The following is a 19284-nucleotide window of genomic DNA, read 5'->3' on the forward strand; positions in this document are numbered from 1 at the left end:
CGAAAAAAACTCATAGGTGTGATGCCGGGCAGTATCGACGGCGTAACGGCGATGTCGAGTAAAAAAACCGTAAAGGCCCAGAGCTCAATGGTAATCCCTTGGCTAGCGCGGCGCGGGAGAAAGAGACAGGCCAGCGCGCTAGCGGGAAGATCCGATCGACCTCTGAGGCCAGCTTGCCGTCAGAGACAGAACAGATCCCGCTCATTCGACGAAATCAGGAGGCTTTCACTCATGTACGAGCGCATCATTGATTTGATCACAGGCAATACGGTTTTCGGCATATCGGTGCTCAACCTGTTGCTGGCGCTAGGTGTTGCTGCAATCACATTCACGGTGTCACGGGCTGCAATCGGCTTCATGCAACGCCGGGTCAGCGCTGTTGGGAGCGTCGGTCAGGTATTGGTAAAGGTTCTGGCAGGTACCAGCAACCTCCTGTTGCTGCTGGCTTCGTTGCTGGTGGGGCTGGGGATGCTCGATTTGCCAGAACGATGGCTGACCAGGGTCAGCAGTTTGTGGTTTGTGGTCGCCGCACTGCAGATTGGCTTGTGGCTCAATCGCGCCATTGCCCTGGGGCTGGTCCATTATTTCTCGCGCCATGGCGGGCAGGGGCTCTATCAAGGCAGTGCACTAGCGACCTTGTCGGCTTGGGGGGCACGCGTACTGTTGTGGTCGGTAGTCGTGCTGGCGATGTTGTCCAACCTGGGCGTGAACATTACCGCCTTCGTTGCCAGCTTGGGGGTGGGCGGCATCGCTGTAGCACTGGCAGTACAGAATATTCTCGGCGATCTTTTCGCTTCGCTGTCAATCGCCGTCGATAAGCCGTTCGAGGTGGGAGACTTCATCGTGATTGGGCCATTGGCGGGGACAGTTGAGCACGTGGGGCTGAAAACGACCCGTATTCGCAGCCTGGGGGGTGAGCAGATCGTCATGGCCAATGCGAGCATGATCAGCAGCACCATACAGAACTACAAGCGTCTTCAGGAGCGGCGCATCGTCTTCGAATTCGGCCTGTCCTACGACACCCCCACTGAGGCTGTGAAAAAAGCGCCCGTCATCGTGGAAGAGATCATCAAGTCTCAGGACCAGGTACGCTTCGATCGTGCCCACCTGCGTGGCTTTGGAAAGGAGGCGTTGGAGTTCGAATGCGTTTACATCGTTCAGGATCCTGGCTACAACCTGTATATGGATATTCAGCAGGCTATCAATTTCCGGCTGCTTGAGTGTTTTTCCCGAATTGGCGCCAGGTTCGCGTTGCCGGTGCGCTCCATCAAGGTCACGGCTTTACCAGAGCAGGCCGATACGCCGGTGCAGCAGCGTGGTAGCCACGGTTATGGGCGAGGTTGATGGGCAGATTCAATGACGGTGGGGGCGGGAAACTGAGCGCGCTGACGGCGTGGGCTGCCAGGCGGGCCTACGGATGATGGCGCGCTGGCGTTGGATCGCTGTTCGAGTCACTAAGCGACTATGGTTCCGGGCGACTTTGTTTTCGCTGCTCGGCGTGGCGACAGCCTTGATTGCGGTGGTGTTAAAAGACTTCATTCCTGCGTCCTTGCCCGCTCGGATAGGCGCGGACGCTGTTGACAAGATCCTCGGCATCATTGCCTCCAGCATGTTGGCGGTCACCATCTTTTCCTTGAGTACCATGGTGGCGGCATATGGTGCGGCCAGCACGGGGGTAACGCCTCGTGCCACGACGCTGGTGATGGAGGATACGACCACGCACAATGCGCTTGCCACGTTTATCGGCTCGTTCCTGTTCAGCCTGGTCGGGCTGATTGCTTTAAGTACGGGCGTCTATGGTGATCAAGGGCGTGTCTTGCTGTTCGCGGTAACCATCGCAGTTGTCATCCTGATCGTTTATACCTTGCTGCGCTGGATCGATCACCTCTCCAGGCTCGGGCGTGTAGGTGAGACTATCGACCGCGTCGAGAGGGCTGCGATAGAGGCTATCTAGCATCGGGCCAAATGGCCTTACCTGGGGGGCTCTGCATACCCGCCAGGCATGGTTTTCCCTCCTGCTGCCCAGCGTTTGGTCAGTCATCGAACCGGTTACGTTCAGCACATTGATGTGGAGGCTTTGGCAGCCATCACCCAGCGGCACAACGTTATGATCTATATGGATGTGTTGCCTGGCACATTCGTCTACCCAGGAGCACCGCTTGCGACCGTCGTGGCGCAACCCGGCCAGGACGTACGAGGGGTGGCGGCCTTCGAGCTTGACGTACATGCAGCCATTACGGTGGGCACCCGTCGGACGTTCGAGCATGACCCGCGCTTCGGCCTGTCAGTGCTGTCCGAGATCGCTTCCAGAGCGTTGTCGCCTGCAGTCAATGACCCCGGCACTGCGATCGATGTCATCGGTCGAGGTGTCAGGTGCTTGTCGCACTGGGGGCGGCCTCAGGCGCTGGCTCCGTCTCATGGAGACTGTGCCCAAGTTTATCTGCACGGTATTGTGGTCGAGGATTTGTTCGATGATTTCTTCGGGCCGATCGCTCGAGACGGGGCGGCGCTGCAGGAGGTGAATATACGACTGCTCAAGGCGTTGTTGAGCCTGGCTCAAATCAATCCACGGCTGTTTGAAGGCAGTGCGAGCAGGCATGCAGAGCGGCTGCTCTTTCTTGCCCATGCCGCGCTCGTGCTTGAGGCGGAAAATGCGCAGTTGGTCAAACTGGCTGAGCCGTTTCATGCCAAGTGTTAGCCTTGAAATGTGTAGGCTCGACTGGACGGGTTACAGCTTTCTTCCTGATGAGAAGCTCGTCCCGCATCTGCAACACGGCTTGTGTCGAGTATTAGCCTCGGCGGCCTTCCCGTGCATCCATATTGGTGTTTAACGCACGGTGTATCTTACATGGCGCAGTCAACGTTGGCTGCGCCCGGTACTGGCAAGCTAGCTCTCCATATCCGTTTCCATCTCGGGGCAACTTTTAACCCTGTTGCATTTCAGGTCACCACCGGAAAGTCAGGCTGCCAATCACTGTACGGCGGTTCCCGTAGAATACGGTTTGCTCATAGAACCCCGGGGTGAAATAGCGCTTGTCGAACAGGTTGCTTGCGCTCAGGTCCACCGAAACCCCTTGAAGGTCCTCTCTCAGGTGCGCCAGGTCATAGCGCACGCTGGCGTCGGTGAGGGTGTAATGAGGGACTTTGACAGTGTTCTTGGCGTTGTACGAGGACCCGACATAACGCTGCCCGACACCCATGCCCAGCCCCTCCAGCGGGCCGGCCTGCACGGTGTAGTCAAGCCACAGCGAGGCGGTGTTGCGGGGCACCGAGATCGGCACGTTGCCCTCAAGGCTGTAGGCGGCGGCGCCAGTGCCCACGGGATTGGCCTTGGTCACCTCGGCGTCGACGTAGGCGTACGAAGCGATCAGGTCCAGGCCGCGGCTCAGCTCGGCCTTGCCTTCGAGTTCGATGCCACGCGAGCGCTGCTCGCCGGTCTGCACCTGAAAGCTGGGGTTGGTCGGGTCGGTGGTGGTGACATTCTTCTGGGTCAAGTCATAAGCCGAGAGGGTGATGAAGCTGTTGTAGCCAGGCGGCTCGTACTTGATACCGACTTCGTACTGCTCCCCCTCGGTGGGCTTGAAGTAGCTGCCATCCTGAGCCGTACCCGAGGTCGGCTGGAAGGAGGTGCTGTAGCTGGCGTAGGGGGTGATGCCGTTGTCGAACAGATAGGCCAGGCCCACGCGACCGGTGAACTTGTGGTCCTTCTGTACGCTGCGGGTGTCGTTCAGGTAGCTGTACTCGCGCCCCTCGACCCAGTCCTTGCGCCCGCCCAAGGTCAGGCGCCACTGGTTCAGGCTGAGCATGTCCTGGGCGTACAGGCCTTTTTGCGACACGACGCTCTTGCCGTCAGTCTGCAACGTGCTGTTCCAGGTCGGGCTGGCATTGTAGACCGGGTCGAAGATATCGACGGTCTGGTTGGCGGCAACGCCCCGGCGCGATTCACGGCCCGAATAATGGCCGTAGTCGAAGCCCACCAGCACATCGTGGCCAATGGCGCCGGTGTCGAAGTGGCCGCCCAGGTTATTGTCGAGCAGGAACGTATCGGTTTTCTTCGGGCGTTTCTGGTAGCCGAAGGTGTAAGTCCGGCCGTCGGCACCCAGTTGGCCGCTGTTGCGAGCACCGTTGCTGATGTAGTCGACGTCGACCTTCATGTAGCGGGCGTTCTGGGTGAATTTCCAGTCGTCGTTCAGCTGGCGCTCGAAGAGGTAGCCGAGCGAGGTGTTCCCCACCTCGTTCTTGCTCACGTGCGGATCGCCCAGGTAAGTACTCGACGGGATGTGGCCGAAGGGCGTGTTGGTCAGCGTACCGTTCACCGGGAAGCTCTGTTCGGCGCCACCCTTGCGGGTCTTCAGGTAGCTGGCCAGGAGCGTGACGCTGGTGTCCTCGTCAGGCTTCCAGGTCAGCGACGGAGCGATATAGGTACGGTCGTCCGGCGAATGATCGACCTGGGTACCGCTGTCACGCTTGAGCGCCACCAGGCGATAGCTGAATTTGCCCTCGTCATCCAGTCGACCACCGAGATCCAGCGCCGTCTGCTGGCGATCGAAGCTGCCGCCCTGAACCTGGATTTCGTGAATGGCTTCGTCGGTGGGCCGCTTGCTGGTCAGGTTGACCATGCCGCCAGGCGCCATTTGGCCGTACAGCACCGACGCCGGGCCCTTGATCACATCGATGCGTTCCAGGCCGTAGGTTTCGAAGTCGGTGTCGTACTGGTTGAAGCCGCTGCGCAGGCCGTCCCTGTACACCCCGAACAGGTTGAACGAACGGAAACCGCGCATGTAGATATCCGGCGCGCCCTGTCCGCCCACGTAATCGATCGCGCGAATGCCCGGGGTGTAGGCGACGGCGCTGTTGAAGTCCTGCACGCCGCGCTTGTTCATCTCGTCGCGGGTGATCACCGAGATCGACTGCGGCACTTCACTGATGGCGGCATTGGTCTTGGTGCCGACCGAGGAGCGGTTGGCGACGATACCGTCGATGGGGCCGGTAATACTCTGCTCGGCGCGGCCGCTGATGGTCGAGACCGGAAGCGTCATACCGCCCTCCACGCCTGCTTGGTGCTGCAGGGTGTAGCTGCCATTGGGCAGCGCTATCGCCGTCAAGCCAGTACCCGAAAGCAGCACGGCCAGACCGGCCTCGACACTGTAGTCACCGCGAAGGCCTTGGCTGTGCAGGCCCGCCACCTGATCGGCAGGGTACGACAGCAGCAGTTTGCTTTCGTGACCAAAGCGATTGAGCACATCGCGCAAGGTGCCAGCGGGTATGTCGTAGCTGCGGTTGGTAGACGCCGCACTGACGATACCGGCACCCGACAGCAAGCCGACACCAGCAAGCGAGGGGACCAGGCTGCTGGCCATGGCGAAGGTCAGCGCCCGAAGGCGAAGGGGGTGATTCATGCCGTGCTCCACAAGAATGATCGAGGTCTTTCTGGTGGAGTCTCGCGAGTGCGGCAAACAGACCACCCTTTTCGCGATTTATTTTCAAACCTGGATGTTTTTCGGCTCCAGCGTCACCCAGTAAGGGGTGAAACGGCGAACCTCGGCACCCAGCGAAACCCCAAGTGTCTGCAGAATCCGGTCCGTGTCGGCCAGCGGGTAAGTGCCCGCGACGCGCACGCCGGCAAGACTGCGGGCGCAGCCCAGATGGCCACGACGATAACGCCCAAGCTCCTGGAGGAACTGCTCCAACGGCATGTCACTGGCCATCAGCATGCCGTCGGTCCAGGCCCTGTCAGCCTCGCTCAGCGTGCGCAACGGACCGACCTGGTCGCGCGTGAACATTAGCTGTTGCCCGGCCTGCACGCTGATGCCGGCCAGGCGTTCGGGGTACAACCTGACGACGCCATCGCGTACCGCGAGTCGGCTGTAGCCCGACTCCTGACGCAGCAGAAAACGCCCCTGTGCAGCTTCAACCCAGCCCTGCCCGGTCTGCGCCCGGAACGGTCGCAGCGCAGGAGCCGCGACCACGTTCACTTGAATTTCACCACGCAGCAGCCGCAAATCGCGCCCGGCCTGGTCAAATCTGACGTCGACCGCGCTATCGGTGTTGAGCAGCAACTGGCTGCCATCGGCCAACACGACATTGCGCTGCTCGCCTACACCGCTGTGATAGTCAGCGTTCAGGTTCTGCCACAGCGCAGTATTACGACCATTCCACGCCAGCGTTCCGCTGGCCACCGCGAGCACCAGTACCTTGAGTGCGCTGCGCCGGTCCAGGTTGCTCGTGGGCGTGGCGGTCAGCGCGGCATGCGCGATGGGGGCATGATTGGCCAGACCCGACAGCCGCTCGGCAAACGACTCGACGCGCTGCCAGGCACGGGCGTGTTCAGGGTGCTGATGCAACCAACGCTGCCACTGCTCGACCGTACCGGCCGAGACCGACGGTGCCTGCAGTTCGATCATCCACTCCACGGCCTGCTCAGCGATGGCCGGGGCGATTCTGGCGGTCATGGCTGGCACCTGCTCATTCGGCGAAGCAACATTGCACACCGGCCTTGATGATGTAGCGCTTGACGGTGGTTACCGATACGCCGAGCCGCTCGGCAATCTCGGCATGCGCCATGCCGTCAAGCTGGGACCAGAGGAAGGCCTGACGCACCGGGACTTCCAGCCCGTCCATCAGACGGTCGAGTTCCTGCAAGGTCTGCAACAGGATCGCCTGCTCTTCCAGCGAAGGCATCAATTGCTCAGGGACGCTGGCAAGCACTTCAAGGTAGGCGCGCTCCAGCTTCTGCCGGCGGAAGTGGTTGCTTAAGACGCTGCGCGCAACGGTCACCAAAACGGCGCGCGAATCGCGAATCTGTATCGGTTCATGCTTGGCCAGCAGGCGTACGAACGTGTCCTGCGTAAGGTCTGCGGCGCTGGCGCAGCAGCCCAGCTTGCGTCTCAGCCACCCTTGCAACCAACCATGGTGATTGACATATAGGGTGTGAAATTCCGTTGAGGTAGCACCGTCAGTCGTTGACATGATGAATGAGCACTAGCTTGAAAATATAATTATTATCATAGGCAACTGATAATTTCTACCGATTGGCTGGCTTCTCCCTTCCACGGCGGCGATGCCAGAAGCCTGATGGCAGCATCAGTTATGACATGTAAAGTCAAGCTCATAGGCTTGGGGGTAAGTCTTTAATTTGTAGAGGGATGTCGGCTTACAGATCAAATTAATGAGAGCTGAGATGTGAGAACTATTTCTAAATAGATTGTGTGGATAATTAACCACCCTGTAACGGCAGTGATATTTCAGTAGGAAGATAATCTGCAGTAGAGAGTCTTCGTGTCAGTGACTTGAGTCGAGGAATGGACGCTTGTCCATCCTCAGGCTAATACTTAGTTATCTGCCTGAAGAGGTGCAGAGCATGCAAACAAATTTGTTATTGTTTGTCGCAATGCCAATAAAGAGTGGGCAAGCTCTTTCAGCAGTTTGGCGTTATACTGCAACTATTTCGGTCGGCTTCGATATTTATGACAATTAAGAAAAATAAGACTGGTTCCAACCTATCCGACCAAAGCTCTTGCAGAGGCTGCACGCGCAAAGCTGAGCAGAGAGAGCTTTAGTCCTGAAGAACGATCCCCACTTTGCGTACAGGATCTTCGATGTTGTAGTGAGGTCGTTTAATATCCAGTCCCGGCTATCAATGGTACCGCGAGCTCTTTGGCCGTAGGGGTTATGATAAGAACGGTGGTATGGGTGTCTGCGCGATTTCGATTGCTCGCATTCAAAGATATTTTTTGAACGTGCTAACGGTGAGGGCCACCATAAAACCCAGCAACGCAGAACATGGAAGTAATACCCAATTGGGGCTCAGCGACCAAGGGAGCGATAGATAGATTACCCAAGGGCTGACCATCAACGGCAGCAATGTTCGCTTGGCTCGGTGATAGACGAAGCTGCTTTCCCTGTCCGCCCCGAACTTGCGGAGGTCGCGACGCATCAACCCGTCAACCAGTCCGGTGACTACCGCGAGTAAGAAAAGGGGCGTTGCGAGAGTGAGCACAGTCAAGCGCACCACGAACGTGAAAACTGTGAATAGAGCCGCCAGCAGGTAATCCTGGCCAGCGACATACGCCTGAGCAAGTTGTCCTTGCAGCGACGACTCGCGACTGAGCAATTTCAGCTGGATGTCGGATTGTGCCCAGCCTGAGCGGACTACAACCCAATCGTTTAGGCGTTCGAGGATTTTCGTGGCCGCTTGTGCTGGCTCTTGCACCAGGAGCGAGCTCCTAAAGTGGCTGCTGAGCCAGCCAAGTTCACTGAGCCACATGGCATGGCTGTGATGCCAGCCTTGGTCGGGCCAAAACCATAGCATGCCTACGAACTCCAGCAGGATGGAGAACAGCAGGGAAGCAAGCAGCAGGCCGAGCAATCGCAGGCACAGCTCAAGCGTGCCGAGGATCAGACTCGGTCGTCGTTGTGTTTGAGTCGGGTTGGTTGGGGCAGTAGGCATGGAAGGCTCCCAGGTGGTCGTGGGCTGCCAGGTGATCACGAGGAGTATTTACGCCCGGGTGGTGGCATCTCTGGATCAAAATCGACCGTCGGTGCGCCACCGGCACTGCTCCACCAACTCCCTGCATTGGCGTTGTAGGACTCGCGCATGCGCGCAGCCAGCGCTTGCAGATCTGCTGGCATCGCGTCGTCGCTGGCGGGTTTGGGCAGCGGTATCCGAACCTTCCACAGCTGCCCGCCTTCTTGGAACGAGAACATCTGGCCCTTGGGTAGGGCGATGATGTGCGCGGGTTCGATCAGCGGCACGGCCGTGGTGGTGACCCGGTCCTGCGAGGACGACGTGAAGTCGGTACGGGCATCGGGATCGGCCGTGTCGGTAGCGCCGGAGACCAGCGTACGCGTCTGCACATTGACCCTGGGCAGTTGATTGGTCAGGAGTTCGGCAGTCGCGGTTTCCCGCACGCGGAGTATCTGCAGGGTGTTGAAGTTACCGATCACCTGGCCAGCTTTGGCCCGGCTGCCGATGCGTGCCTCGATGTCGCTCAAGGTCTGGGTGTACGCGGTAACCTGGATACCGGCACCACCGCCCTTGTTGATCAGCGGAATGAACTCGTCGCCCATCAGCTCGTTGAACTCGTCGGCGTGCAGGTTGATGGGCACCTTTTCGGCCGCTCTGGAGGAGCTCGGCAGGCCATGGTCGATGCCGTGTTTGTAGATATGCCCGGCCACGGAGACCAGGTCGGCAAACATCGAGTTGCCGACCGCGGCAGCGACCTCGGCATCGGACAGTGCATCCAGGCCGACGTAGACGATGCCGCGTTTACGGATGACCTGCAGCCAGTCGAAGATTGGCCGTGGATCGTCGAGGTCGGCATAGTTGGGGGCCAGCAACTGCGCCGTCTTGCCGCTGGTGAGCTTTTCCAGCAGCGGCAGCAGCGAAGCGACGATCTTGTCGAAGTAGGTGCGGTCGTAGCGCACCGCCGAGCGCAGGCCATCCATCACTGGATCGAAAAGGCGCTTGGCAGTCAGGTACTGCTCGATGGCGACCACGCGTTTCTCGCGGCCAATCATGTGCCGCGGCACGTTCTTCTCGTTGAGCCGAGCTTCGAGATCCACAATGGTCTCCCACGCCTGCGGGTCATGGCGGGCGAAGAAGTGCTGGGCATATTCAATGAACAGCGCGTCGATGTTCACCACATGGCGCTGGATCTGCAGGTAGTCGGGGCGCCGGCCGAGCTCGATCAGCGCCCGGGCGATGATATTCACGAAGCGCCAGGCGAACTCGCGAAACGCCGCCGAGTTGCCTTCGCCGCTGAGTTGGCCGGCAATCCGAGTGGCGACTTCCGAGATGCGACCGAAACGGCCGATGGCGTTGTAGCGTGCGGAAATCTCCGGCCAGCCCAAATGGAAGACGTAGAACTCGTGCTCACGGCCGGCGCGTCGCGCTTCCACGTACATGCGCTTGAGCAGGTCGGCATCGCCTTTGGGGTCGAAGACGATCACCACTTCCTGGCTCGGCCGGTGGATGTCCTGGGTGATGTAGACCTCGGCCAGGCGCGTCTTGCCGACCCGGGTAGTGCCCAGGACCAGGGTATGGCCCACGCGCTCGCCCAAAGGCAAGGAGGCTTCCTGTTCGTTGGGCTCGACGCCGTGCAGCAGCGGGGAGCCACCCACGGGCGGCAGTGGTCGTACCGGGTTGAGTGGGCTGTCCCAGGCGGTTATCCAAGGCAAGATGGAGAGCCCTGGCGGTGCTTTTTCCAGGAGATGCTCCAGGCGGCGGGCCCACTGGTAGGCGGCCGACTGGTTGACGTAGCGGGCCAGCGCGGGATCCTGCGCTTCGAGCAAACGCTGGGTGTGCAGGCGGCTCCAGCGAAAACCACGGCCCATGAACAGGCGCTTGCTGCTGATAGGGATCTGTCGGCTGGTCAGCGAGTAGCGGGGTAGGCGGCGGATGTTGCGTCGATAACGCAAAACAATGCGGGCCTCATTGAGGCGCTTGAGGCCGAAGGCGGTATAGGCCAGGGCCATGCCGGCGCCAACTTCCGGCGACAGCGCCACCGCCCAGGGTGAATGCAGGCACAGCGCGCCGGCACCGGCACAGATGCCTACGGTGTACAGCTCCACTGCCGGGCGCAGCAGGGATTCCATCGCATGATCGCCCATGGCACTACCTCACTGTACCATGCCGGTCGGAGTGATCAGTACCGGGTAGTGCTCCAGTTCCAGCCGCTCGGCGATGTCGTCGCCACTCACCGGCCAGATGGCCAAACCAGGCGCTACCGCCTGGATACGCTGCAGCGCTGCGGCATCAACGACTTCAACAGCCAGGCCGTTGGCGCCCAGTCGCTTCAGCGCTGGCGCGTGCTGCGTCAGCCACGCCAACGAGGCGGCGTCCGCCCCAACCAGGAACAGCGGGACCATGCCGGGCAGATCCAGCACTCTGCGGGGCACCTCACCCGGCGTGAGGCGCGCGCTGTGCACCGGCAAGACCCAGTTCAGGGTTCGTGGATCGGGCCGTTCGACCGCCGTAGCCGACTCAGCGGCAATGACAGGGGGCGTTGGCCCAAGCCATGCCCCGGCAGCCAACGACCCCATCAACCCGCAAATCAGTGCGCCCCGGCGAACGACAATCATGAGCGTGGTCCTCCACGGCTGGACGTGGCGGCTTCAAGGCGCTGCCAGTGCAGGCTGAACTGCGTGCGGTAGCGCGCCGCCGGGGGCCCTCCCGCAGGCCGGTGATAGTGGCCTGCGGCAATGACCCAGTCACCGACGTCGGCGTAGTGCGCGCGCAACAGATCGGCGGTGACGGCGAGGTTGGCGCGCGGATCGAGGGCATCGCAGGCGGTGGGATAGCGCTCCGGGTGATAACCCAGGTTGATCTGGCCCAGGCCGACATCGATGCGCTTGGGATCATGGCGGGTGAGCGCCGCTTTGAGTGCGCTGCAAGCCTGGTCACGGGTGGCGAAGCGCTGTGGCGTACCGGCCACATTCAAGGTCCACGGCCAGGGCAGAAGCCGCCCACGCAACGGTGTGCCGCTCTCTTGCTGGGCAATGGCGAACAACACCGAGGCCGGGATGCCGGCCTGGGCTGCGGCCAACTGGTAGGCCGGCGGAGGCAGGCCGCCTGCTTGGGCCGCCGTCACTCCCATCAGGGTCAGGGCGAGGGTCAATCGACGCGCTGCCATTTCCCTTCCACCTGTTGAAAGCGCGCGGGCAAGGTGCGGCTGGCGCCGAGGGCGAACCAGCGGCCACGGTCATGATTGAGGGTGACCTGGCCGCTGCCAACCTGGGCAGGGGTAATGCCCACCTTGCGCGCCCATTGGCGAATGCGCGCATCATCGCCCTGGCTGCCCACCAGATAGATGTCCAAGTGGGCGCCCGTGCTCAGCCATTGGCGGAGGCTGGCCTCACAGGTCGAACACGGATCTTCCACAAACACCGCATAGCGCGGGTTGCTCGACGGAGGGATTGCATCGCTCAATCCCTGTACCGGCCGCAGCCCTGGGAACAACCGCCCCCAGGCAGCAGAGTAGGCTTTTTGATAGGCCAGTTCGCGCTCGGCACGTTTGGCTTCGAGTCGCACCTGCAGCTCGGCGTAACGCTGGCGCTCCTGGTCCGAGTCGGCTTCCACGCCCAGGGTGGTCAGCGGATCGAGGTGCGGTGACCAGTACTGACGGGGACCGCTCTGCAGGCGCTCGAACTTGGACCATTCGTCGTCGGTCAGGCCCCAGGCCTTGGCCTGTGCTGCAGATCGCGCTTGCTGCAGCGCGGCCTGCTCGCTGGACTGCTGCTGCGTTTCGACCGTGGCTGGGGCACTCCATCCCGATCCCGACACCAGGCAGATGGGGAATAGGAGCAACGAGAGACTGATGAAACGGACCATATGCACCTCGTCATGGCAGGGGCAGCGAACGTTCGCCGAGGCCAGGCACCTGGAACACGGCCTGGTTCCGGCGAATGGCCTTAAGCTGCCAGTCGTTCAAGCTGTCACCGGGCTGCAGCAGGTGGACGGTCGACAGGGCATGCGCGCCGGCCGGTTGAGCCGAGACAAACCGAAGGTCGCCTCGGGTCTCGACACCCAGCAAGGTGAATGGCGGCGTCGGGGTTTGGGTTTTGGCGGCCGGTTTGGCGGGGGCTGCAGGCTGGGGTTGTGTGGATGGCGCAACCGGGCGAGCCTCGAGGGCGTGGACGGCGGTTTCGGCGTTGCCCATGCGCTGTTCCAGCGCGGCCAGGTCGGCCTTGGTCGGACCCAGCGGCACCGCTTCAATGGACTTGAGCGAAGCGTTCACCTCATCCAGCTGTTTGCTCAACGCCGCGAAGGTCGCGTCCTGCTGGCGCTGGTGCTCGCCCAGCGCGTTCACTTGCGCTGGGAGTGCCGCAAGGTCGGCGCTGAGTGCATCGAGGTCCCGCCACAGCGCCGGTACTGGATCGGCTGGCGCATTTTCCGCAGCGACTAGGAGCCTGGCCAGTTGCTGCTGGTGGTTGTAGGTCGTGGCGGCGAGTACTGCGGCGCCGAGGCACAGGGCCCCGAGCACCAGGGCCTGAAAGTGATGGACCTTCATGGCGCGATCTCCAGGGGCGGGCGAGGTGGGGCGGGCACCGGTGCGCGAAGGGCGTAACACACGCTGCGTTCGACCGGGTCGATCATGAGTCGCCAGGCCGGGCCGCCGAGGATGGTCAAGGCGTCCAGCAGCGCCATCGGCCCGAGTTGGTGCTGCACGGCCGGCAGGGGGCGGCTGAACAAGGTCGTGACCTCGGCGCGGTTGGTGCAGAGCGAGTAGCCCGAGCGCTGCAACACGTGGCGCAACGCATCACCGACCGTCGCATGCAGCGCCGGTGAAATCTGCACGGTGATGAGCTGGAATAAGGGCTGGCGTTGTTCCAGCGTCGGTCGCGTGCTGACCAGGGTGTAGCGGTCCTGGCGGACCCACGCCGGTGATTCTGACAACGGCTTGGACGGGGTGGCCGGAGCTGGTACGGCTTTGGCTGGCGCTTTCGATGGGGTGATGGCAGGCGACGTGTTGCAACCCGCCAGCGCGAGCATCAGGACAAGGTAAGGAAGTGCGGGCGTGTGCATGAGCAGGTCTCGACAGATGTTGCCGACACCTTGGCAACACGCGCGAGGTGCACCCACTGAAAAACCGAAGTTCCCCGTCCGGGTTATCAGGCTTAGTCCATAAAAAGGCGCCCAGCAGGGCGCCTTAGGTCAATCGTCAGCAAACACTGGCAGTCCTGCCAGCGGGGCTGCATCAGGGTCAAACACCAGGAAGCGCGTGTCGGCCTGGCCGGCCAGCAACAACAGGGTCATCAACACCGGCGGTACCTGTTCATCCAACAGGCGGATGCAGACGTCCGCCGCTGAGCAACCGGGACCTTCCACGTGGGCGCTGCGGTGCCAGGGTGTGGAGTACAGCTTGCAGCCGACGGAGCGGTTGCTGACCAATGAGAAACATTCAAAGAAGCCCGCCGGTCGTTCGGAGCGGGCAAGCTGCTGAAGGTAGGCGTACTCGTCGGCCGGTAGGTGAGATGTGCTGATCTCCCAGCTGCGGCTGTACTGGCCGGTGGCAAAGGACAGCTGCTGCATCAGGTGTTCGGCAGCTTTCCGGGTGGGAAGGTCGCAGAGGTGCACCGAGCCACTCAACTGCTTGGCGGTGACCTGGTACAGCACGGTGCTGACCACGCTGTCCGCGGGCAACTGCATGCGAAGGAAACCCGAGACATCCTGGCCTTCCGTGATGACGGCGCAATCGTCATCGAACACGCAGGCCTGAGAGTTGATGTGATCGTCGTTCAACTCCAGCTGGGCGGTGTGCAAGGGGCGATAGCAGGGCGGGCACTGGTCGTCGTAGTGGATCTGAACCACGCGCTTGCAGGCAAATGCATGAAAACCGCGGGCAAACGGGTTGGGGGTTGAGGTGAGCATGATGGCGCTCCAATTAAAAGAGAACGCCACCCCATGCAGGCGGTGGCGGGTGGGGGAGGGTTAAATCCAGCCGTATTCGGCCAGGGAGAGGGGCTGACCTTCTCCGACGATGATGTGGTCCAGAACGCGGACCTCGACCAGCGCCAGGATTTCGATCAGGCGCGCCGTCAGCACGCGGTCGGCGCCGCTGGGCTCGGGGGAGCCGGAAGGGTGGTTGTGGCTGAGGATAACTGCGGCGGCGTTGTGTGCCAGTGCCTTGACCACCACTTCACGGGATACACCGAAGCCCCATCGATGCTGCCGAAAAACAACACCTCGAAGTCCAGCACGCGGTGCTGGGAATCGAGGTACAGCAGGGCAAACACCTCGTGGTGATAAGGCGCCAAGCGCAGCTTCAGGTAAGAGGCGGCGTCGGCCGGCGTGATGAGGACTTCGCCGCGTTGGAAGTAGCGTTGGTCCAACAGCTGCAGGGCTTCGTTGATCAGTGCATCTTCGTGGGCGCGCTGGGTCAGGACGGGGTCGAGGGGCTCGACCAGGGTCAATGGCGTGTTCATGAGCAAAGCCTCATATGCAGGAGCGCTCCGGGAGGAGGCCCCAAGTGGGTGAGATCAGGCGGTCACAGGCGGGTGAACCGATGGCGAGTGCCGTGCAACGGTGAGTGGCAGCTTTCGCAGGGGCGGGTGGAGAACGAGTCGATGCCGATGCCGGTGTCCGGATCGAAATCGGCGCTGAACGGCAGCAACGCTTGCACTGCCTCACGTATCTGCGCGATTCGCTCGTCAACTTCGGCCTCGCTGTAGTACAGCGACAAGGTGCTGAAGTCGTCGTAAGCCACCGCCTGCAGGCAGTCTTCGCAGAGCCAGAAGCTTTCCATGACAACCTCCGACGTGAATGAACAACAGGCGCTCCCAAGAGCGCCTGTTGTTGGCGGTCAAACTGCCTCAGGCAGATTGAGCTGCTGCGGTGGAGTTACGGGGGGCGGTTGGAGTTGGCTGGCGCTGATCGGAGTCACCGTCAGTGTTTGCCTTGTCCCCATCCGCCTCAGCAGGTTCCATCGCGTCAGAGGCAGCGTCGGTGCGGGCGGGCGCACGGTAGCTGAACTGGCCATCGACCTTGATCCACTCGATGAAGATCAGGCGGCCCTTGAGGCTGGCGCCGGGTTGACCCTTGCGTTCGCCTTTCTCGTACAGGAAGGGATCCACCCAGAGGTCGCCGATGCGAAACGCGATGAGGACCTTGCGTTCAGCGCGGACGTCTTCGAGGTGCTCACGGATCAGCCGTTCGGCTTCGCCGCCAGCGACTTTGCAGTCGAAGCGGGTGTACTCGACGTCGTCCGAGGCACCGTGCAAGGCAGCGATGTCACAGGCCATGAACGCTTGGCCGCGGCGAACCGGGACTTCGCGGACACGGTTCAGGTAACCGATGCCTTGGGTGTGCAGGTTGAAGTAGGTGGTGGGGGCGTTATTGCTTGCGGTGGCCATGGTGGATCTCCTGTTCAGCAGAAACGCGGACAACCACCGGCCCTGGCGGCTGGTGAGTTCCGCAAGGGTGAGGGTGCAAACACATGATCGGTAGAGAGGGCGCTCATCACCGACAGGTCGGTGACCGTGCGAGCTGCCGAGCGCGAGTCGCACTTGGGGAGAACCACCCGAAGCGGGCGCAGCCTTCAAGGTTCTGGCGGCCTGGGAGCTGTCAACGACAGCGGTGTGCAGCTCATCTATAAAACGCCGCAGAACCCCCGTCAACCGGGGATTTGCGGCGGTTTGGGCGGGTGGCAATCAGTGGCTTCCGGTGGATTCTCGGCGGCGAAAAAATAGCCCGACGGTCATCAGGCTAGGAAGAAGTGGACCACCTTTGATCCGGCGATGTGACACCGGAGTTCGTCGCAAACTCTCCGCTGTCGATCCACCGGGATCAACCGACCCTTGTCGTGGCCTAGGTCGGAATCAACTGGCACGCATCCGCGCACAAAAGGTGCCCAGTGTTTCGCCGGCGGGCACCGGAGCTGAGCATCGCCGCCGAAGCGGATGACCCTTGAGGCCTGGCACAAGCCGCATGGGTCATCCACCTAGGAGACTTGGAACGCTGAGAAGTTATCCGCAAAGGCGGTGAAGGATGGCTCCGAACTCTACGAGTCTGACCGAGCTGCCCGGAGCGAATCGGTCTGGGGTCGCCAAGTGGCGTGGGGCAACTTCACTACACCAGCGCGGCGGTGCGGCGTCAAGTCATGTCTTCTTCGGGCGCTTGGCTTTAGTTACCGGCTTGGTGCCCTTGCAGTCCGGGTAGCGGATGCAGGACCAGAAGCTGCCAGTACGGCCTTTGCGCTGGCGCATGCCGCTGCAACACACCGGGCAGAGCGGTCCCTTCGATGGGGGCGGCTGCAGGGTGAGCGAGGCGTTGCTGCGCACCAAGCGGGTCAGCCACTGCGACTGCTTGGCTAGAAAGGTCTCGACGCTCAACTGGCCCGACTCAATTCGGCCCAAAGCCTGCTCCCATAGCGCCGTCAGCACCGGATCGGCCACTTCCGCTGGCACTGCTTCGATCAGGGTGTGCGCCGCGGCTGAGGCGGCCAGGCTGCGTTTCTTCTTGGTCAGATAACCGTGGTCGATCAGCCCCTGAATGATGGCCGCGCGGGTGGCTTCGGTGCCGAGGCCGCAGCTCTCCCTGAGCGTCTGCTTGAGCCGCAGATCGGCCACCTGGTTGGCGATGGTTTTCATCGCCTTGACCAGCGTGCCCTCGGTGTAGGCCTTGGGGGGGTGTGTGCGTTGGATAATGGCGGCGGCGTCAGTCAGCGCCACCGAAACGGATTCTCGAAGTGTGGGTAGCCGTTGAGTCTGCTCGCCGGGCTCATTGCCGTGGGTTTCGTTGATCACCGCTTTCCAACCGCGCACCAGGATCTGCTTGCCCCGGGCCAGTAGCTGGTCGGCCTGGCTGTGCAGCAACACCTGGGTTTTCAGGTACTCATGCTCAGGAAGGAACTGAGCGAGGTAGCGGGCGCGGATCAGCGCGTAAACTGCCTGCTCGCGCTCAGACAGCTGAGTGAGGTCGAGCTTGATGGCGGTCGGAATGATCCCGTGGTGCGCGGTGATCTTGCTGCTGTTCCAGGCGCGCGAGCGGCGACACGGATCCAGCGCTTTGATGACCTGACCGAGCGCAGGGCTGGGAGCCACCAGGGCATGCAGTATGCGGGGCACCTCATCCAGCATGCTCTCGGGCAGGTAGCCGCAATCGGTGCGCGGGTAGGTCGTGGCCTTGTGGGTTTCGTAGAGGGCTTGGGCGATCCCCAGCGTTTCCTGGGCGCCGAGCCCGAGCTTGGCCGAGCAGACTTCTTGCAGGGTGCCGAGATCAAACGGCAGTGGCGGCCCTTCGCGGACGTGTTCCACCTCGATGGTGCCAATACGGGCCGTTCCGTGTTGGCTCAGGCGCAGTGCAGCTTGCCTGGCGGCCGCTTCATCAAGGCAGCGGCCCTCATCGTCGCAGACCGAAGCCGGAGGTTGCCAGCTGGCTTTGAAACTAACACCGTCTGCCACCAACTGGGCGTCGACGTTCCAGAAGGGGTGCGGCACAAAGCTCGCGATGGCCCGGTCGCGTTCGACTACCAGGCGCAACGTCGGGGTCTGGACGCGGCCAACCGGCAGCACACCATCAAAGCCGGCGCGGCGGCCGAGCAGGGTGAACAGCCGGCTTAGGTTGATGCCCACCAGCCAGTCGGCACGGGAGCGGGCCAGTGCACAGTGGTACAGCGGCAGGGTCTGTTCGCCCGGACGCAAGGCGGCCAAGGCCCGGCGGATCGAGGCTTCATCCAGGGCGGACAGCCACAGACGCAGGACCGGCCCCTGATACTGACAGCGCTCGAGGATCTCCCGGGCGATCATCTCGCCCTCGCGGTCAGCATCGGTGGCGATGACCACCTCAGCGCACCTTTGCAGCAGTTGGTCGATCACCTTCAGTTGGCTGGCGACCTTGGGCTTGACCACCAACTGCCAGTGATCGGGGATGATCGGCAGGTCGTCCAACGACCAGCGTTTGTAATCACCATAGGACTCAGGGGGCGCGGTTTCTAGCAGATGGCCGATGCACCAGGTGACGGTGACGTTCTGGCCCTGCAGGTAGCCATCGCCGCGCCAGCTGGCCTGCAGTACTCGGGCGATGTCACGGGCTTGGGACGGTTTCTCGCAGATGAACAGGCGCATATGCGGGCCCTCTCGGTGGTTTCCGACAGGGTGGGGGTGTGGCCGTGAAGCGCCAGGGTAAAGCCGAAAACGGAGGGATCGGTTCGACGTTTCAGCGCAGGGCTAAAACCTTACTTGCGTTGCGCAAGATGAGTGGCCAGCGTTTGCAGAAACTCCAGGGCGAACTGTTTATCGGCATCGCCCAGCTCCTTGATGATCGCGGTGATCTGCTGGCCCTGGTCCTGGGGGCGAGGACTGATGGCCAGCAGCAGCTCATCGACGGGGCAGCCATACAGGTCAGCCAACTGCAGCAACTTCGTCACGGACAGCTCCACCAGGCCACGCTCCAGACGCGAGACGGCCTCGCCGGTAATGCGCAGGTGTTCGCCGACCTGCTCCTGGGTCAAACCACGGTCGCGACGGTACTTCGCCAACTGGCGGCCAATGTGATGTGGGCTAGGCTCTTTGACGGGCAACGGGGCGCTCTCCAATTCGATCCATATGGTTGACTACCCACCCAAGGATATGAGCGGCTCAGAGAGTTGACTGGCAACCCTATGAGGCGTATCACGAAAAATAACTGCAGGACCCGCCCGTCCACACGGAGGCTTCAACTTGCACGGATCCCACCAGAGTGAGGCAGACAAGTTAGCGATCAAGGCCTACGAGCTGTTCATGGCCACGCAACTGGAACCGGAGAATGGGGAGGCGCGCGCGCACTTGATTGCCTGGGTTCAGGAG

At 61.8% G+C, this 19284-nt stretch carries 16 protein-coding genes and 2 pseudogenes; 2 read left to right on the top strand and 16 right to left on the bottom strand.

Annotation, left to right across the window (positions count from 1 at the left end; genetic code table 11):
• Positions 1 to 231: 231 nt before the first annotated feature.
• The gene (locus tag Q9451_RS12560) at positions 232 to 1344 is read left to right on the top strand and encodes a mechanosensitive ion channel family protein (protein WP_016488074.1); all 1113 of its coding nucleotides are present in this window, start codon (positions 232 to 234) and stop codon (positions 1342 to 1344) included.
• A gap of 76 nt (positions 1345 to 1420) precedes the next feature.
• Positions 1421 to 2698, top strand: a pseudogene (locus tag Q9451_RS12565) (DUF2254 domain-containing protein).
• A gap of 247 nt (positions 2699 to 2945) precedes the next feature.
• Here Q9451_RS12565 and Q9451_RS12570 read toward each other — a convergent pair.
• The 16 genes and pseudogenes from Q9451_RS12570 to Q9451_RS12645 all read right to left on the bottom strand — a co-directional run bounded on the left by Q9451_RS12570 (position 2946) and on the right by Q9451_RS12645 (position 19019).
• On the bottom strand, positions 2946 to 5399 hold the full coding sequence (locus tag Q9451_RS12570) for a TonB-dependent siderophore receptor (RefSeq protein WP_016488071.1): 2454 nt from the start codon (positions 5397 to 5399) through the stop codon (positions 2946 to 2948).
• Between the two features lie 84 nt (positions 5400 to 5483).
• Positions 5484 to 6452, bottom strand: a complete 969-nt coding sequence (locus Q9451_RS12575; protein WP_016488070.1) for a FecR domain-containing protein — start codon at positions 6450 to 6452, stop codon at positions 5484 to 5486.
• 13 nt (positions 6453 to 6465) lie between these two features.
• On the bottom strand, positions 6466 to 6969 hold the full coding sequence (locus Q9451_RS12580) for a sigma-70 family RNA polymerase sigma factor (RefSeq protein WP_016488069.1): 504 nt from the start codon (positions 6967 to 6969) through the stop codon (positions 6466 to 6468).
• Between the two features lie 751 nt (positions 6970 to 7720).
• Positions 7721 to 8449, bottom strand: coding sequence for a TIGR03747 family integrating conjugative element membrane protein (locus tag Q9451_RS12585; RefSeq protein ID WP_024717422.1), 729 nt, complete (start codon positions 8447 to 8449; stop codon positions 7721 to 7723).
• A 35-nt stretch (positions 8450 to 8484) separates the two neighbouring features.
• Positions 8485 to 10611 carry a type IV conjugative transfer system coupling protein TraD gene (gene traD, locus Q9451_RS12590; RefSeq protein WP_016488067.1) on the bottom strand — a complete coding sequence of 709 codons (2127 nt, stop codon included), beginning with the start codon at positions 10609 to 10611 and terminating at the stop codon, positions 8485 to 8487.
• Between the two features lie 9 nt (positions 10612 to 10620).
• Positions 10621 to 11082, bottom strand: a complete 462-nt coding sequence (locus Q9451_RS12595; RefSeq protein WP_345960937.1) for an integrating conjugative element protein — start codon at positions 11080 to 11082, stop codon at positions 10621 to 10623.
• On the bottom strand, positions 11079 to 11633 hold the full coding sequence (locus tag Q9451_RS12600; RefSeq protein ID WP_016488065.1) for a lytic transglycosylase: 555 nt from the start codon (positions 11631 to 11633) through the stop codon (positions 11079 to 11081). Before Q9451_RS12600 ends, Q9451_RS12595 begins: the two co-directional genes overlap by 4 nt.
• Positions 11615 to 12331, bottom strand: a complete 717-nt coding sequence (locus tag Q9451_RS12605) for a TIGR03759 family integrating conjugative element protein (protein ID WP_016488064.1) — start codon at positions 12329 to 12331, stop codon at positions 11615 to 11617. The genes Q9451_RS12600 and Q9451_RS12605 overlap by 19 nt, the downstream gene beginning before the upstream one ends.
• A 10-nt stretch (positions 12332 to 12341) precedes the next feature.
• Positions 12342 to 13010 carry a hypothetical protein gene (locus tag Q9451_RS12610; RefSeq protein ID WP_016488063.1) on the bottom strand — a complete coding sequence of 223 codons (669 nt, stop codon included), beginning with the start codon at positions 13008 to 13010 and terminating at the stop codon, positions 12342 to 12344.
• A complete protein-coding gene (locus Q9451_RS12615; RefSeq protein WP_102082271.1) occupies positions 13007 to 13396 on the bottom strand; it encodes a PilL N-terminal domain-containing protein in 390 nt (129 codons plus the stop codon). The genes Q9451_RS12610 and Q9451_RS12615 overlap by 4 nt, the downstream gene beginning before the upstream one ends.
• A 258-nt stretch (positions 13397 to 13654) precedes the next feature.
• A complete protein-coding gene (locus tag Q9451_RS12620; protein WP_016488061.1) occupies positions 13655 to 14371 on the bottom strand; it encodes a hypothetical protein in 717 nt (238 codons plus the stop codon).
• Between the two features lie 60 nt (positions 14372 to 14431).
• Positions 14432 to 14925, bottom strand: a pseudogene (locus Q9451_RS12625) (JAB domain-containing protein).
• Positions 14926 to 14987: 62 nt separating this feature from the next.
• Positions 14988 to 15245, bottom strand: coding sequence for a hypothetical protein (locus Q9451_RS12630; RefSeq protein ID WP_016488060.1), 258 nt, complete (start codon positions 15243 to 15245; stop codon positions 14988 to 14990).
• A 67-nt stretch (positions 15246 to 15312) separates the two neighbouring features.
• Complete coding sequence (locus Q9451_RS12635; protein ID WP_016488059.1) at positions 15313 to 15852, bottom strand: STY4534 family ICE replication protein; 540 nt, start codon at positions 15850 to 15852, stop codon at positions 15313 to 15315.
• A 744-nt stretch (positions 15853 to 16596) separates the two neighbouring features.
• Entirely contained in the window at positions 16597 to 18564 is a 1968-nt protein-coding gene (locus tag Q9451_RS12640; protein WP_016488058.1) for a DNA topoisomerase III, read from the bottom strand.
• A 110-nt stretch (positions 18565 to 18674) separates the two neighbouring features.
• The gene (locus tag Q9451_RS12645) at positions 18675 to 19019 is read right to left on the bottom strand and encodes a helix-turn-helix transcriptional regulator (RefSeq protein ID WP_024717424.1); all 345 of its coding nucleotides are present in this window, start codon (positions 19017 to 19019) and stop codon (positions 18675 to 18677) included.
• Positions 19020 to 19284: the final 265 nt, after the last annotated feature.

The organism is Pseudomonas sp. NY8896 (genome assembly GCF_039634505.1).